Here is a 15,043-nt window from a genome sequence, read left to right as displayed (position 1 = left end):
ATGGCCGGCGACGGACAAACCAGCAGACGCTACCGCCAACAACGCGCCACCTTCCGCACCCAATGCGCCGAAGCCAACGAACCCTGCTGGCTCTGCTCCCAAGCCATCGACTACCGCATCAAATGGCCCGAAGAAGACGCCTTCGAACTAGACCACCTCTACCCACGATCAACACACCCCCAACACGCAGAAGACCCCACAAACTTCCGCGCCTCGCACCGGCTCTGCAACCAAAAACGCTCCAACAAAATGCCAACCGGCGGACTCGGAACACTCTCCAGGCAATGGCTCAAGAGCTGACCAGCCGACGAACCACAGGGGGTAGGGGCGGTCAACTCTCAAACCGTCCCCAGGGTGGACAGATCCCGGGGCGAAGCTGTTCTCTCCCCCCGCGAGCTCGGCCCGGGGTCGCCCGCACGCCCGCGGGCGTGATTATACCTAAGGATGTGCGATGGGAGTTTATGAGGCCACTTTGGTAGCCATTGCTGCTGCCCCTTACGTGGACCGTGTGGGGGCTGATGCTGGCACTGTGGAGGCCGCTCTTGCCTTGGCGAGGAAGATCGACGCTTGGGACGAGATTGTGGAGCTTGCCATGGAGCAGGCCGCCGAATCGGAACGTAAGCCGACGGTTCCGGTCCACGACAACACGTCCCTTCCAACTTTCTTGAGGTACTGCGAGGCACTGGGTCTAACCCCGGCCACGCGCAGGGCACTTGCTGCCGAGGTGAAGGCGGAGGGTGATGCTGTTGACGAGCTCAAGAAGCGCAGAGGCCGGAAGCAAGCGGCTTCTGGGTAAAACCGTTCCGCGGATCCACACGAAGCCGTTGCGTGAGCTGACGCCTGATACCTCGCTGGGGTTTGAGGCGATCGAGGCGGCGAAGATCGCCGGCCGTCGTCTGCATCCTTGGCAGGAATGGTTCCTGATTCATTCCCTTGAGTTGGCGTTGGGTTCGTTCTCTTATGACGAGTTCCCGAAGCTGCGGTTCAAGACGGTGTTGCTGCTGGTGTCCAGGCAGAACGGCAAGTCGTTCATCATGTCCACTCGCTTGTTGTGGCGGATGCTGATGTGGGACGGGCCCGAGGTTGAGTCTCCGCTGATTCTTGGCGCCGCGCACAAGCTCTCTGCGGCTGAGGAGATCCTTGACCTGACGACGATGGCGCTGCGTCGGTCGGCGGCCCGCAAATACATCGCCCATAAGTCGAACGTGAACGGCAACAAGTACTTGGAGCTCACGAACGGTTCCCGGTACAAGTGCGAGGCCGCCTCGGATGACGGTGGCCGTGGGCTGTCCGTGACGGATCTGGCCTTTGATGAGCTCCGCCAGCAGCGCGATTGGGAGTCCTGGTCGGCGCTGACGAACACGACGAACGCCCGGTACTCCTCGCAGACGCTGGCGGTGTCCAATGCCGGCACTGGTAAGTCGGATGTGCTGCGCGGCTTGCGCAAACAGGGCTTGGACCGCATCGCGGACTGGGAAAAGTATGTTGATGGCGGCCTCATGGACGCTGAGGCGTTCGCGAACCAGCACGACACCACACTGGCCCTGTTTGAGTGGTCGGCCCCTGATGGCTGCGATATCTGGGACCGTGACGGCTGGGCCCAGGCTAATCCGTCGATGGGGCATGAGGATGAGAACGGTATCGCCCTCATTACTGAGGAAACGCTCGCTTCCAAGGCCTCCTTGGTGGGTAAACCGGGTGAAGACGGTGTCCCCGAGTACGTTTTCCGGACAGAAAACCTGTGCCAGTGGGTGACTGCTGATGTTGAGGGGCCGTTCCCGCCCGAGAAGATCGAGGCTTGCACCGACAATTTGTCGGTTTTTGCGGACGATTCGCCACTGGTTTTGGCGGTTGATACCTCTCATGACCGGGGAAAAACCTATTTGGCGGTGGCCGGGTACCGCCCGGACGGGATCCCGATGGTTCAAGTCATCGCTCAGCGCGATGGCACCGAGTGGGTGGCTAAGACGGTTGCCTCCGGACTGGATTTCACACCGGATGCGGTGATTGTTCAGGGCCGCGGCGCTCCCGCGTCGTCGTTGATTGAGTATCTGCGTCAAGAGGGCGTGGAAGTCACCGAGTGCCAGGGGACGGACCTGACCTCGTCGTGTTCCCAGTTCTCTGACCGGGTCATGAACGGGTCCTTGCGGTTCACGGATCAGCCGGCGCTGATGTTGGCGCTCAAGGACGCGGTGAAGAAGGACCTGGGCGAGGTGTGGGTATGGAACCGTGCCAAGTCCCCGGTCGATGTCGCCCCGCTGTGTGCTGTGACGGAAGCCCTCTGGGGTTTGGAGACACTGCCCTCCGATGACCACACATCCGCTTATGAAGACCACGACTTGTTGGTCCTGTGATTTGAAGGAGGCTCGCTGAATGCGTGAACTCAAAGTTCTGACCGGCAAACGGGTCATCGTCGTGACGGCTGATACGGCCCTCGCCGGTGTCCTGGAGTCCGCGACGCGTGCGGCGGTCACCTTGTGTGACGCTGCGGCCGTGGACGGCCCGCAGCCGGTCCCGGTGGATGGTTTTGTCATCGTTCCGGTGTCGCGGATCAGTTATGTGCAGGTGCCCTGATGGCGGTCTTTCAAACACTGGGGGAACTTGGGTCCTGGGCTGCGTCGAACAATGTGGAGATCGTGGACGCCGGCGTGCCGTTGCTGGAGTGGGATGGCCAGTCAAGCTACGGGCCCGCCTGGAAGAATCAGCCTTCCATTCGCAAGGTCGTGGGCTTCATCGCCCGAAATACGGCGTCCACCCCGCTGCATCTCTACGAACGCAAGTCGGATCAAGACCGCGTCAGGGTCCGAGACGGAAAACTGGCCCAATTGCTGGACAGGCCCTCCCGGGCGCCAGGCGTTACCGCATACCGATTCTGGGAGTCCTTGCTCATTGACGGGCTGCTCCACGATAAATACTGCGCCCAGATCGTCCAACATGCCGACGGCTACGAGCTGGTGCGCATTCCCGCCCAACAGGTGAGGTTCAAGGGCGACTTCCTGGGCCGCATCACCACGGTGCTGATCACCAGGGACGACGGGACGATCCTTGAAGGGGATCCGGCCGATTACCTTCTGGACGCCGGCTACTCCACCCGCGGCGCGAACGGCACCTCGTCACTGCTGACCCTCAAAGAGCTCCTTGACGAATACCGCGAAGCGATCAGCTACCGCCGTTCGGTGTGGAGCAACGGGGCCCGCATCCCGGGTGTTTTGGAGCGAGAAAAGCCCTGGTCTTCGGATGTGGCCCGCGATCGGTTCGCCACCTCCTGGAAGACGTTCACCCGCGGCGGCGGCAAGGAGGGCGGCACCCCGGTCCTTGAGGACGGCATGACGTACAAGGAAGTCAACGCGTTCCGCCCGCGAGACACCCTCGACCTTGAAGGGCGGCGCCTGACCGACATTGAGGTCGCATCCTCCTACTACATCCCGCCGGAACTCGTCGGGGCCCGTGAGGGCACGTTCGCGAACATCAAGGCGTTCAAGCAGATGCTCTACGGTCCCGCACTGGGACCCTACATCGCAGCTTGGGAACAACTACTCAACTTGGTGCTTGTGCCGATGCTTGAACCGTCCCGGGACGTCTACGTCGAGGCCAATATCGAGTCGAAGCTGCGCGGATCCTTTGAGGAACAAGCAGCGGTCATGTCAACGGCCATCGGCGCCCCCTGGATGACCCGCAACGAGGGCCGAGGCAAGCAGAACCTTCCCTCGATCACTGGTGGCGACGAGCTGATCACGCCACTGAACGTCCTGATCGGCGGGCAGGCATCCCCCCAAGACGGCAAGGCAGCGCATCCGGTGTTCGCCAAGTTCGCCGAACGCCAAAACCAAGTCGTCGCCTCACAAAAGTCAGCCGGCGTCCTGGACTGGTGGGACCGGGCGCGGTGGGATCGCGAACTCACCGAGGACTTGAAAGCCGCCGGCTTAGACGATACCTCCGCCACACACCTGGCACTGCAATTCAACGACGAGGCCGAATCACGGCACCTCAAGGAGGGGAACCATGAAGACCAAGACCATTGAGATCGCCGTGAAGGCCGTCGATGACGGCGCCGAAGGCAGCTTCACCGCCTACGCTTCCGTCTTCGGCAACGTAGACAGCTACGGCGACATGGTCATCAAGGGAGCCTTCGCGGAATCCTTGGCCGAATATGCCGCCGCCGAGGCGCCAGTGCCCCTGTATTGGCGACACCGCATGGATGACCCCTTCATGAATCTGGGCGCCGCCGCCGGCAGCGAAGACGATCACGGCCTGTTGGTGAAGTGCCAGCTGGACCTTGATACCGAGGCCGGCAAGCACACGCACAAGCTGTTGAAGGAAAAGCGCGTCCGCCAGATGAGTTTCGCCTATGACGTCCTTGAAGGCGCGTGGGTGGACCGGAAGCCCGAAGACGGCGGCTCCTACTACGAGCTGCGCAAACTTCGCCTTCACGAAGTGTCCATCGTCCCCGTGGGGGCGAATCAAGACACCGAAATTCTCGCGGTCAAGACGGCAGTCGATGTCGTCAGGGCCGGGATCAAAGCTGGCCACGATTTGTCGGCCAGCGACCGGGAAGAAGCCCAGGCCGCCTACAAGGCGCTGGGGGAAATTCTCACCACCGATCAGGAACCGGATGCCGGTACTTCTGACGCCAAGACCGAGGAACCGGAAACGGTCAAGGTCGAGGAGCCGAAGGCAGCCCCGTCTAACCATGCCCTGGCGCTCAACCAGCTCATTCAATCCCTCTAAACAGGAAGGTCACTCACGTGAACCTCAAAGAACAGCTGCTCGCCCTCCAGAAGGCGATGCAGGCAACCATCGACGGCGCGAAAGCCGCCGGCCGCGACCTGACCGCAGAAGAAGCGGCGGACATCGAGTCGAAGGGCTCCGAGGCCCTTGAACTGAAGTCGCGCATCGAGTCCATCACGAAGTCCGAGAAGGCTCTCGCGGATCTTGTCGAGTTCGGCAAGTCCGACGAAGTCGCCGTGAAGAACGAAGACGGCTTCGGCGACACTCCGCTGGGCGAGCGGTTCATGAAGTCCGCCCCGTACCAGGAATTCACCAAGGCCAACCCGTCCGGCGTCGGCCAGGGCACGCCGATCAACATCGGCACCGTCCGCATCGGTTCGATGAAGGACTTCTTCGTCAACCGCAAGGCCCTCACGTCCCCCCAGGCCCGCATTCAGGACATTCGTGTCCCGATGGTTGACCAGGTCGAGCGCCCGCAGCTGACCTTGCTGGATCTGATCAGCCGCGGCCAGACCGGCGGCAACTTCGAGTACGTGCAGGTCACCGCGGTGACCCGCAATGCCAAGGTCGTTCCCGAAGCGACCTCGGGCACGGATGCGGCGGCCCTCAAGCCGATCTCCGAGATCAGCACCGAGCTGGCCGACGCGAAGGTCTACACCTACGCTGACGGCTACGACGTCACCAACCAGCTGCTCTCGGACGCCCCGGCGTTCGCCACGTACATGAACGGCGAGCTGAAGTACTCGCTGGACTCGGTCCTGGAGGACAAGCTCCTCAACGGCTCCGGCGTCTCCGGCGAGCCCAAGGGCATCTTGCACACCACCGGCATCCAAGACCACTCGTTCACGGGCACCGCCCCGATGGACATGGTCAAGGCCGTCCGCCGCGCCATCACCCGGGTGACTCGCCTCAACGGCGGCCGCGTGGACGCGATCCTCATCAACCCCGAAGATGAGGAAGAGATCGACCTGATGCAGGACGCCAACGAGCGTTTCTACGGTCAGGGCCCGTTCAGCCTGGCACCGGGCACCCTGTGGGGGCGCCCGCGCATCACGTCCGAGCGCATCGAGGCCGGCACGTTCCTGCTCGGCGACTTCAAGCAGGTCGCCCTGCTCGACCGTGAAGGCCTGTCCATCCAGGCGTTCAACCAGCACAAGGACTACGCCCAGCGCAACATGACCTACGTGCGTGCCGAGCTGCGCGCCGCCCAGGTCATCTGGAAGCCGTCCCGCCTGGTCTTCGGCCACCGAGGAGCATAGCCATGGCTGACGTGGACATTGTCGTCATTGACGGCATCCGCTACCGCAAGGACGATGCCAAGCGCCGCGGCCTGCTGGAACCGGAGCCGGAAGCCAAGGCCGAGGAGCCCAAGGCCAAGGCTGTTTCGAACAAGGCCGCCAACCCGGCCAGCAAGTAGACCCGAAGGGAGGGAGCGCCATGGGCATTCCCCCGATAGTAGAACTCGCCGGTGACTCCCTCCCTCTGGATCCACAGTTTTGGCTTGATGCTGCAACCGCGTCAGTGCGAAGGTACTGCGGCTGGCACATCACCCCGGAAATTGAGGAAACGATCATCCTCGACGGGCGCGGCGGGGAAGATGTGCTCATCCCCACCACGAACCTGGTGGCACTGATCGCTTGCACCAGCGACGGTCAAGACGTTCTCGCAGACGTGGACCCTTCAACGAAGGGAATCCTGAGCCGGCGCACCGGCCACTGGTCGCTGCGAAACTCCGGGATCAGCATCACCATCAAGCACGGGTATGAGTCGGCGCCCGATGTGGCCGGACTCATTGCGTCCATTGCCTCACGGGCTGTCATGAACCCTGGCGGAAACATCGTGAACCAGCGCGCCGGCACACAGTCCTTGACCCTCGCCACTTCCGGGGGAGCCTCAGCGTCCATCCCCTTGATGGCCACCGAGAAGGAGCTCCTGGAGCCCTACCGACTGAATTGGGGGCCCTAATGCTGGGACTTGCTGGCGGTGAAACTGTTCTGCATCGCGCCTATGTGGGCGTGGTGCGGGACAGCCACGGAAACGCCATCGCCCAGTACGCGGCCGCGGTCCCCATCCCCGGGGTCGGTGTTGACGTTCCGGACGCTCAGGAACCCCGAGACGGGGCCTCTCAACGGCAAACGACTGATGCCGTGCTGTTCTTCCCACCGGGGTTCAACTGCGGACGCAGAGACCTGTTTACGATTCGCGGGGAGGAATACGGTGTCGAGGGCAACGCGCCACCGATTTCCAACTTCTTCACCGGAACCTTGTTCCGCACCGAGGTGAAAGTGAGGCGCGTGGATGGCTAAGAAGCTGAAGTTGAACCTGAAGGGCTTCGAAGATGTCCGCACCAGCCACAAGGTCCGGGACGAGCTGCGGAAGCGCGCAAAGAAGGTTGCGGCCGCTGCCGGCGGCGAGGCCAAGGGCTTCAAAGTCACTGACCTTGTTCTGGAACGCAACCGGGCGGCCGTGTCCGTACTGGCGACCGGGCACGCGTTGAACAGCAACCGCAAGCATCATTCGTTGATCCGGGCCCTGGATGCTGGTCGTGACTGAGGTCATCCTGTTCCCGGATCCTGTCGCCCGCGCCATCTCCTTTCTGACGGCCTACCTGCCGGTCGATGTGTGGGTGAGTCAAGACATCCCCGCGGATCGACCCGAGGAGCTTGTGACCGTCACGGACACGGGCGGTGCCGGCGTCCATGACCATGTGTTGGACGAAACCCGGTTGACGTTGGATATTTGGGCGCCGAACAGCCCCCGCGCATCGCAACTGGCACGCACCATCTACGCGTTGATGCGCGCCTGGCCCGGCGCCGAGCCGGGCGTCTATCTCCGGAAGGGCTGGTCCAGGCCAGCCTATTTCCCGGACAGTGAAACTCGCATACCCCGGTATGTGTTGACCGTGACGTTCTCCTTCAGGGGGGAAGCGGTCGAAGTACGCCCCGTCTGATCTGACGGGGCTTTTCCTTTGAAACGGGCCGACGCAATCACCCTCTGAAAAGGATGTACTCATCATGACCACTGGAACAAACGCAGTCCTCGTCGGCGCCCCCATCACCGCGACTGGCGGGTTGCTCTTTGGCGATCTGTCCGTCGCCCTGCCCACCGACGCCAAGACCCCTCTCGACCCGGCCTGGGTCAAGGGCGGCTACATCGGCGAAGACGGGGTGACCCGCACGACGGACGCCTCCGACGACAAGATCAAGGCCTGGGGCGGCGATGCGGTCAAGATCGTCCGCACCGAGCACTCCATCACCTACAAGTTCTCCTTCCTGGAGTCCGCGAATGCGGCGGTGCTCAAGCTCATCCACGGCGAAGCAAACGTCACCGTCACCGCCGGCTCCGTCAAGGTCAAGCACACCTCCCGCATGCCCGCCCGAAAGGCGTACGTGCTGGACATGAAGGACGCCGCCTCCTCGATCCGCGAGGTTGTCCCGGACGGTCAGATCACCACTTCCGGTGATGTCACCTTCGTCCACTCGGACGTGATCCGGTACGAGGTCACCATCGAAGCGTTCCCGGACGATTCCGGCGTCAAGGCCGTCTCCTACATGGACGACGGCACGGGCGTCTAAGCCCCCAATCTCCTGTGCCCCGGTTTCACCATGCGTCGGCTCGCCGGGGCACAGGCCTTTCCCTTTCCCAGAGCCGACATTCTCACCAAGGAGCCGACGATGCCCGTTTCAAAGACCCGCAAGAATGCCCGCAAGACCACCAAACTTTACCGGATGGTGACGTTCACCAACGAGCTGTTCACCGATGACTTCACCTTCCCCGACTTTGGCCAGTTGTCCATCGGCACCATTGAGGCACTGAACAATGGCGACGTCGGCAAGGTGTGCGCCTGGTTGAAGGAAGCCAACGTCGATGACGATTCCATCGACGCGTTCCGCACCCTGTCCCAGGATGAACTGCAGGACTTCATCGGCGACTGGACCGACGGAAACTTGGCCGACCTCCCAAAATAAATGGGCTGATCAACGCCCGAAAAAAACATCCTGAAGCGTTCGAAGCGACGTTGATAGAGCGGGGCCTGCGCTGGCGTGATATCGGGTCCCGCTCGTTCACCTGGGACGACTGCCACGCCATCATCTCCACCCTGCCCTTTGACGCGCCACTGGTGCGTGCTGGGGGCCCTGAGTGGGTTTGGTATCACCCGCTGGCGGACATGGTGGCCGGCATCTACGACAACACCGGCGCCATCGGCGCCACTCAAGCGCGCCGATCCCACATCAAGAAATCCGAGGTCCCGAAACCGTTGGTCCGCCCATGGATGAAGGACGAGCACGTGGACAAACTCGGAAACACACCACGGCCCATTGACGAACTAAATGAACTTCTAGGATGGTAGGTGCGCTTTGGCTACTGGTGTTGAACTGGCCGTTGGTTATGTAACTCTGACCACCGAAACCAAGGGCTTGGCCCGCGACGTGGCCCGCGCCTTCACCGGCGTGCAGACCCAGGCCGGGCGCGCCGGCCAAGCCATGGGCACGGCCATGACCCGCTCATTCAACACCGCACGCCCCGACATGGCCGCCCTGGGCCGCCAGGTCGAGGTCGCCCAGCAGCGCATCACGGCCTCGGCCGAGCAGTCGGCCACCAAGCAGGAGGCGGCTACCCGCAAGGTAGCCATCGCCCAGGCCAAGCTCACCGAGGCCACCCAGAAGCACGGCACAACCTCCTCACAAGCACTCTCCGCCGCCGATCGCCTGGCCACCGCCCAGCAACGGCTGGAAGCTGAAACGCTGGGGGCCGCCTCGTCACAAGACCGGTTGCAGCGGGAATTGAAGGAATCACAGGCCGCCGTGGAGCGCGCCGCGGGGGCATCTGAGACCGCATCACGCACCTACGCGGACGGCTGGAAAGGCGTTGGCCAGCGCGTCAAAGAACACCTCTCTCGCGGCGTCCACGATGCCACCCAGGACGCGGAGACTCAGGCGAAACAGGGCGGCACCCGCGGCGGATCCGTGTTCGCCACCGCCTTCAAAGCAGGCCTTGGCCTCATGGCCGCCAAATTCTCCGTTGACGCCGTCGTTGGTGGCATCAAAGACGCCATCGGCGGCGCCGGCGACATCGAGCAGTCCATTGGGGCCATCGGCTCCGTCTTCAAAACCTCCGAAGGCCAAATGCTGGCCTGGTCCCAGACGGCGGCGAAGACGGTGGGCCTGTCCTCAAACGACTACAACGAACTGGCCACCGTGCTGGGCGCGCAGCTGAAGAACGCTGGCGTGAGCCTGGACCAGGTCGGGTCGAAAGCCAACGGCCTGATCACCACCGGCGCTGACCTGTCCTCCATGTTCGGTGGCACCGCAGCGGAAGCCGTCGGGGCACTCTCCTCAGCGCTCAAGGGCGAAATGGACCCGATCGAGAAGTACGGTATCAGCCTCAACGAGGCGGCACTGAAGGCCCAAGCCATGTCCATGGGCCTGTTGAAGCCCGTCAAGGACGCCGGCAAGATCGCCGTCGCCACGGGCAAGATGGAACTCGCACAGCGCAAGTACAACGACGCGGTAGCCAAGTCCGGCGCCGACTCGGACAAGGCTCTCGCAGCCAAAAACACCTTGACCGCGGCCCAGAACGCCTTCGACTCGGCCACAACCGGATCCTTGCCGCCCCTGGATGCCCAAACCAAGGCGATGGCCGTTATGGCTGCCATCGAAAAGCAGTCCGCTGACGCCAAGGGCAACTTCGCCAAGGAAGAGGACACGTTCTCTCACAAGCAGCAAGTAGCCGCCGCCCAGTGGGAGAACATCTCCACCAAAATTGGCGGGTTCTTCCTGCCGGCCGCCACCGCCGCCTTCGGCTTCATCGGAGATAAGGCGATGCCGATCCTCGACTCGGTCATTGGCGGGCTACAAGCATTCGGCGCCGCCTTCTCCTCTGCCGACAACGACATCACCTCCGCCGGATTCGCCGGCCATATGGAGCGATTTGGGCAGATCGTCCGCGACAACAGCGGCTGGATTACGGCACTTGCCGCTGGCGTTGCGGGGTACGTCGTAGCGGTAAAGGCGATCATGGTCGTCGAGGCCGTCGGAAAGGCAATTAAGTCTATGGCTGCGGCCCAGTGGGGCTTGAACGCCGCCATGTCCGCTAACCCGATTGGCATTGTCGTGGCCATTCTGGTGGCCCTTGTCGCTGGCTTCATCCTTGCTTACAACAAGATCGGCTGGTTCAAGGACTTTGTTGATGGCGCCCTGAAGGCTGTTGGCGGGTTCTTTACCTGGCTCTGGCAGTACGCGATCAAGCCCGCCTTTGACGGGATTATGGCCGTCGTCGGTGCCGTGGTGAATTGGTTCCAAACAACCGCGATGCCGATCATCAAAACTGCCGTGGACGTCATTGGTGGAGTGTTCGCCTGGCTGTGGAACTACATTGTGAAGCCGTATTTCGGTTTCATCCAGACGTACATCAGCGTGGTCTTCACCGTCATCAAGGCAGTATTTCAGCTGATCGTGGCTGTGGTGACGTACGTCCTCGCCCCCGTCTTTATGTGGCTTTGGCAGAACATCATCCAGCCCGTATTCAAGGGCATTGGAAACTACATTGGCTGGGTATGGAACACCATCATCACGCCCATCTTCAACGCCATCAAGTGGTACATCAACAACATCCTGGCTCCCGTATTTACGTGGCTGTGGCAGAACATCATCAAACCCGCCTTTGACGGGATCAGTTCAGTGATCAAGTTCGTGTGGGAGAAGGGCATCAAGCCGGTCTTCGATTTCCTCTCGAACGCCATCAAGAACGACGTCCCGGCTGCGTTCAAAAAGGGTGTTGACGCAGTCAAGGCGGCTTGGGAATCAATCCAGGCTGTGGCCAAAAAGCCCGTGCTGTTTGTCATTGAGAAGGTCATCAACGAGGGACTGATCGGCGCGTTCAACTCCGTGGCCGGTTTCATCGACCCCAAGGGCGCGATCGTCAAGCCGCTCGGGACGGTTAAGCCGCCTGCGGGTTGGGCTACTGGTGGTTGGACTGGGCCGGGAGCGCGTCTGCAACCTGCCGGCATTGTGCATGCTGACGAGTTCGTGGTCAAGAAGTCCTCGCGCCGATCGATTGAAGGCCGGGCGCCTGGGCTGTTGGATGCTTTCAACCAGCACGGCGCCGGCGCCTTGGGCATGCTCGGCTTCGCCAACGGTGGCCGGGTGTGGCCAACCAAGTCGAAGACACTCACACAGGGTTACAGTGCCAGCCATGACGGCATTGACATTGGTGTCCCTGTGGGCACCCCGGTCTATGCCACGGGCCCGGGCGTCGTGGACTTCGCAGGTGTCAGCCCGAACCTTGGCAATGTCTGGGGAGGTAACGAGATCCGCGTGATGGGCGATGGCCTGGAACGGTGGTTCTCGCACCTGTCCCAGATCATGGTCAGGGTTGGCCAGAAGGTCAGCCCCGGCCAACAGATCGGCCTCTCCGGCAATTCGGGCATCACCTCCGGCCCGCACCTTCACTTTGGTGTGTACCAGGGCGGCTACCCGAACTCCATGAATCCGCTCAGTTACCTGGCCGGGGCATCCGCACCCTCCGGTGGCGGCGGCGGGTTCAACCCGGTTGCGGCATTGGTCGGCATGGCCAAGGCCAAGCTCACCGCAGCGTTCCCCGGCGGCGGTTCCGTGGTCAACATGGCCATCGGGGCCGGAGAGAAGCTAATCGGTGGAGTCGGCGAGTGGGTGAAGGACAAGCTCGGCTCAGTGGTGTCGGGCGCCGTCAATGGCGTCAAAGCTGTTGCCGGCGATGTTGGCATGCGGGCACGGTGGATGCCCATGATCAACGCGGCTCTGATCCAAACAGGCCACGGCGATCTTGGGCTGATCGGCAATTCTGCCTCCATGTACCGGCGGATGATGCAGGAATCGGGCGGCGACCCGAATGCGGTCAATAACTGGGACTCCAATGCCGCGGCGGGGCAGCCCTCCAAGGGCCTGATGCAGCTCATCCCGTCCACGTTCGAGGCGTACAGGGACCGTGGCTTGTCAGCGGATATTTTCAATCCGATGGCGAACATGGTTGCCTCCATCCGGTACACCCAGGACAGGTACGGTGATCTCCGCACGGGCTGGGACCGGGCGGGCGGATACTCCAAGGGCGGCCTGGTCACCCCGACGTTGTTTGACGGCGGTGGATGGCTGACCAACACGGGCGCACCGCAAATCATTGATCACCAGCGGCGCAAGCCTGATGCGGTACTGACCAATGAGCAGTGGCGCGACGTGCACACGCTGGTATCAGATCCGGTAGACCGTGCCCCTGTCATTTGGAATGTGCAGCTCCCGCCGAAGGCGGGCGTCAATGAATTCATGGACGCGGTATCCCATGTGGAACGCGTCAAGGCTCGTGGAGGTGCACGCCGATGATGTTCAAGTATCGAGGGGTGGAATTTGGTGGCGGGGTTGGTCCTTTGATCGTGACGGGATTCGTTCCCGGCGCGGCAGAGATCCGCGGCGATGACGTGCCCCGCCCTAACGGTGACGGGACGATTGCTGGCCGGGACTTTCTTGGCTCATCGACCTGGGCGTTTGACTTGTCCACCATCGGCGATGACCTTGCCGAGGCATTGGCGGCCGCCGGCGCTCTGGAGTCTGCTTGGAAAGACCCGACTGTACGGTTGGCGCCGTCCGTCATCGTCCCGCTCTCCTACGAGATCGCGGGGCGGTGGCGGCGCGTGTACGGCCGTCCCGGTGCGTTCACCGGCATCGACGGCGGCATCCATGCCGTGCAGGGCGCCGGGCAGCTTGTGTGCGACTTCAAGGTCCACGACTACCGGCACTACGACGACGCCGAGACGAGCGTCGTCCTGACCATTGTGCCGGCGACGACGGGCGGGCTGATGGCCCCGTTGGTTGCGCCCTTGTCCACGGTGCGCAGCAGCGCGCCACGGGCCGGGCGCGTCACCAATACCGGGGACACTGCAACACCACTGAAGGTGACCTTCAAGGGCCCGATAATCGACCCGTGGGTGCGCTCACCCTCAGGCTGGGAAGTCGCGTTGACAGGAACCCTGGCCTACGACGTGACCGTGACCGTGGACCCGCTGGCCGGGAAGGTGACCCGCAATGATGGTGCATCGGTGGCCGGGATGCTGACCCGCAAAACCCGGCTGTCGGGAACGCTCCTGCCCTCGGGGTCCACGGATCTGACCTTTGGCGGGACGGACCTGACCGGGACCGCGACCGCCACTCTGGCCTGGCGCAACGCCTACTCATCTATCTGACCAATTCTCATCTTGACGCTCCACCGTGTGGTGGGGCGTTTCTTCTTGCCCTAGGAGGCTCGCATGGCTTTTGACTCGACCCCATGGTTTGTCGGTGGCGGTGCTCAGCATTCCCCGGAAGTGGCCCGTGGGTTCGCGTATTCGGCGACGTCCGGGCTGGAAGGCATTTCGGGGGTCACGGATCTGCGCGTGCAAGCGCAGAGCGTTCCCAACGGAACGGTGCGAATCTTGCCGGGCAATGCCGTGATCTTGAACCGGTACCCGGGCGCCGCGGGACAGTCCTACACGTTGCAGAGCCGGACGGCGACGGATGTCCCCATTGCCCCGACCGGGTCCTCCGGCGGCCGCACGGACCTGGTGGTGGCCCGCGTCCTTGACCCCCAGTACGAAGGGGCAGCACCGACGGATCCGACAGCCTTTGAATATGCGCGCCCCTTCGTGATCCAGGGCGTGCCGGCCTCGATCAAAACGTTCAAGGAATTGGGCCTGAATTATCCGGCGATCGCGTTGGCGAAGGTGACCATCCCGGCCAACACGGCCACGATCACCGCGGCCATGATCACCGGGTTGCGGCGGGTGACGCAGGCCTTCAAGGACGGGGACACGCTCGTCATCTTCCCGACCGCGGAGAACGTGATGCCGGTGGCCGGGTATGGGTCATGGCCGCTGACGGCCGCACAGAAACCCACCGTGTCGGTGCCTGTGTGGGCCACAAGTGTCACGATCCAGGCCACGGTCACCGGCGTCGTGTACACCAAGGGCACCAACGGTACGGACTCCAAGGCCGGGGCCCGCACCGGCTTCGGGTCCTCTGATCCGTCCGAGAATGGCATCATCATCCAGGACGCCGAAGACAGCGGCGGCCGGTACACGTACTCCTGGCTCGGCAAACACCTCATTGACGCATCAATGCGAGACACCGATCAGGTCATCAATCTCCAGGCCACCCGCTCCGCCGGGACCGGGAACTGGAAGATCGATAACCAGTCGCAAATCATGATCCGCTACGAATTCAGGGGCGGCGCGCAGTGAGCTGGCGTTTCCACCTGATGTCGTTGCCCTCCCGAGCCTGGATTGACCATGAGCTCCCACTGGGGGGTGCAC

The 15,043-nt window shown here is 62.6% G+C and carries 17 protein-coding genes; all 17 read left to right on the top strand.

What is annotated here, in order from left to right:
• The 17 genes from AL755_RS24530 (at position 1) to AL755_RS08475 (ending at position 14,971) form a co-directional block, all read left to right on the top strand.
• Positions 1-300, top strand: a complete 300-nt coding sequence (locus AL755_RS24530) for an HNH endonuclease (RefSeq protein WP_445290496.1) — start codon at positions 1-3, stop codon at positions 298-300.
• Between the two features lie 151 nt (positions 301-451).
• The gene (locus AL755_RS08550; RefSeq protein WP_054010645.1) at positions 452-796 is read left to right on the top strand and encodes a terminase small subunit; all 345 of its coding nucleotides are present in this window, start codon (positions 452-454) and stop codon (positions 794-796) included.
• The gene (locus tag AL755_RS08545; RefSeq protein ID WP_107503827.1) at positions 741-2,354 is read left to right on the top strand and encodes a terminase large subunit domain-containing protein; all 1,614 of its coding nucleotides are present in this window, start codon (positions 741-743) and stop codon (positions 2,352-2,354) included. The genes AL755_RS08550 and AL755_RS08545 overlap by 56 nt, the downstream gene beginning before the upstream one ends.
• A 19-nt stretch (positions 2,355-2,373) precedes the next feature.
• Positions 2,374-2,574 carry a hypothetical protein gene (locus tag AL755_RS08540; protein ID WP_054010643.1) on the top strand — a complete coding sequence of 67 codons (201 nt, stop codon included), beginning with the start codon at positions 2,374-2,376 and terminating at the stop codon, positions 2,572-2,574.
• Positions 2,574-4,022 (top strand): phage portal protein, encoded by a 1,449-nt coding sequence (locus tag AL755_RS08535; protein ID WP_054010642.1) that lies wholly within the window; start codon positions 2,574-2,576, stop codon positions 4,020-4,022. The genes AL755_RS08540 and AL755_RS08535 overlap by 1 nt, the downstream gene beginning before the upstream one ends.
• Complete coding sequence (locus AL755_RS08530; protein WP_054010641.1) at positions 4,003-4,728, top strand: HK97 family phage prohead protease; 726 nt, start codon at positions 4,003-4,005, stop codon at positions 4,726-4,728. Before AL755_RS08535 ends, AL755_RS08530 begins: the two co-directional genes overlap by 20 nt.
• A 17-nt stretch (positions 4,729-4,745) precedes the next feature.
• Positions 4,746-5,987, top strand: a complete 1,242-nt coding sequence (locus AL755_RS08525) for a phage major capsid protein (RefSeq protein ID WP_054010640.1) — start codon at positions 4,746-4,748, stop codon at positions 5,985-5,987.
• Between the two features lie 2 nt (positions 5,988-5,989).
• Complete coding sequence (locus AL755_RS23470) at positions 5,990-6,145, top strand: hypothetical protein (protein ID WP_160318876.1); 156 nt, start codon at positions 5,990-5,992, stop codon at positions 6,143-6,145.
• Between the two features lie 20 nt (positions 6,146-6,165).
• Positions 6,166-6,693 (top strand): hypothetical protein, encoded by a 528-nt coding sequence (locus AL755_RS08520; protein ID WP_150117077.1) that lies wholly within the window; start codon positions 6,166-6,168, stop codon positions 6,691-6,693.
• The gene (locus AL755_RS08515) at positions 6,693-7,034 is read left to right on the top strand and encodes a hypothetical protein (protein ID WP_054010638.1); all 342 of its coding nucleotides are present in this window, start codon (positions 6,693-6,695) and stop codon (positions 7,032-7,034) included. Before AL755_RS08520 ends, AL755_RS08515 begins: the two co-directional genes overlap by 1 nt.
• Positions 7,027-7,281: a hypothetical protein gene (locus AL755_RS08510; RefSeq protein WP_054010637.1), complete on the top strand. Its 255-nt coding sequence runs from the start codon at positions 7,027-7,029 to the stop codon at positions 7,279-7,281. The genes AL755_RS08515 and AL755_RS08510 overlap by 8 nt, the downstream gene beginning before the upstream one ends.
• Positions 7,274-7,678 (top strand): hypothetical protein, encoded by a 405-nt coding sequence (locus AL755_RS08505; protein WP_150117076.1) that lies wholly within the window; start codon positions 7,274-7,276, stop codon positions 7,676-7,678. The genes AL755_RS08510 and AL755_RS08505 overlap by 8 nt, the downstream gene beginning before the upstream one ends.
• Before the next feature lie 64 nt (positions 7,679-7,742).
• A complete protein-coding gene (locus AL755_RS08500) occupies positions 7,743-8,303 on the top strand; it encodes a phage tail tube protein (RefSeq protein ID WP_054010635.1) in 561 nt (186 codons plus the stop codon).
• Positions 8,304-8,402: 99 nt separating this feature from the next.
• Positions 8,403-8,696, top strand: a complete 294-nt coding sequence (locus tag AL755_RS08495) for a hypothetical protein (RefSeq protein WP_054010634.1) — start codon at positions 8,403-8,405, stop codon at positions 8,694-8,696.
• A 390-nt stretch (positions 8,697-9,086) separates the two neighbouring features.
• Positions 9,087-13,082 (top strand): peptidoglycan DD-metalloendopeptidase family protein, encoded by a 3,996-nt coding sequence (locus AL755_RS08485; protein ID WP_054010632.1) that lies wholly within the window; start codon positions 9,087-9,089, stop codon positions 13,080-13,082.
• 167 nt (positions 13,083-13,249) lie between these two features.
• Complete coding sequence (locus tag AL755_RS08480; RefSeq protein ID WP_160318875.1) at positions 13,250-13,939, top strand: hypothetical protein; 690 nt, start codon at positions 13,250-13,252, stop codon at positions 13,937-13,939.
• Positions 13,940-14,002: 63 nt separating this feature from the next.
• A complete protein-coding gene (locus AL755_RS08475) occupies positions 14,003-14,971 on the top strand; it encodes a hypothetical protein (protein ID WP_054010630.1) in 969 nt (322 codons plus the stop codon).
• Positions 14,972-15,043 lie beyond the last annotated feature (72 nt).

The organism is Arthrobacter sp. ERGS1:01, from assembly GCF_001281315.1.
In the GTDB taxonomy this organism is placed as follows: Bacteria; Actinomycetota; Actinomycetes; order Actinomycetales; family Micrococcaceae; genus Specibacter.
The sequence above is the reverse complement of the archived record's forward strand: the minus strand, read 5'-3'. Positions and strand labels throughout refer to the sequence as shown.

Coding starts and splice junctions, on each gene's coding strand:
- AL755_RS08530 (WP_054010641.1), top strand. CDS start 4,003: ATGAAGACCAAGACCATTGAGATCGCCGTGAAGGCCGTCGATGACGGC.
- AL755_RS08475 (WP_054010630.1), top strand. CDS start 14,003: ATGGCTTTTGACTCGACCCCATGGTTTGTCGGTGGCGGTGCTCAGCAT.
- AL755_RS08495 (WP_054010634.1), top strand. CDS start 8,403: ATGCCCGTTTCAAAGACCCGCAAGAATGCCCGCAAGACCACCAAACTT.
- AL755_RS23470 (WP_160318876.1), top strand. CDS start 5,990: ATGGCTGACGTGGACATTGTCGTCATTGACGGCATCCGCTACCGCAAG.
- AL755_RS08550 (WP_054010645.1), top strand. CDS start 452: ATGGGAGTTTATGAGGCCACTTTGGTAGCCATTGCTGCTGCCCCTTAC.
- AL755_RS08510 (WP_054010637.1), top strand. CDS start 7,027: ATGGCTAAGAAGCTGAAGTTGAACCTGAAGGGCTTCGAAGATGTCCGC.
- AL755_RS08540 (WP_054010643.1), top strand. CDS start 2,374: ATGCGTGAACTCAAAGTTCTGACCGGCAAACGGGTCATCGTCGTGACG.
- AL755_RS24530 (WP_445290496.1), top strand. CDS start 1: ATGGCCGGCGACGGACAAACCAGCAGACGCTACCGCCAACAACGCGCC.
- AL755_RS08520 (WP_150117077.1), top strand. CDS start 6,166: ATGGGCATTCCCCCGATAGTAGAACTCGCCGGTGACTCCCTCCCTCTG.
- AL755_RS08515 (WP_054010638.1), top strand. CDS start 6,693: ATGCTGGGACTTGCTGGCGGTGAAACTGTTCTGCATCGCGCCTATGTG.
- AL755_RS08535 (WP_054010642.1), top strand. CDS start 2,574: ATGGCGGTCTTTCAAACACTGGGGGAACTTGGGTCCTGGGCTGCGTCG.
- AL755_RS08500 (WP_054010635.1), top strand. CDS start 7,743: ATGACCACTGGAACAAACGCAGTCCTCGTCGGCGCCCCCATCACCGCG.
- AL755_RS08545 (WP_107503827.1), top strand. CDS start 741: ATGCTGTTGACGAGCTCAAGAAGCGCAGAGGCCGGAAGCAAGCGGCTT.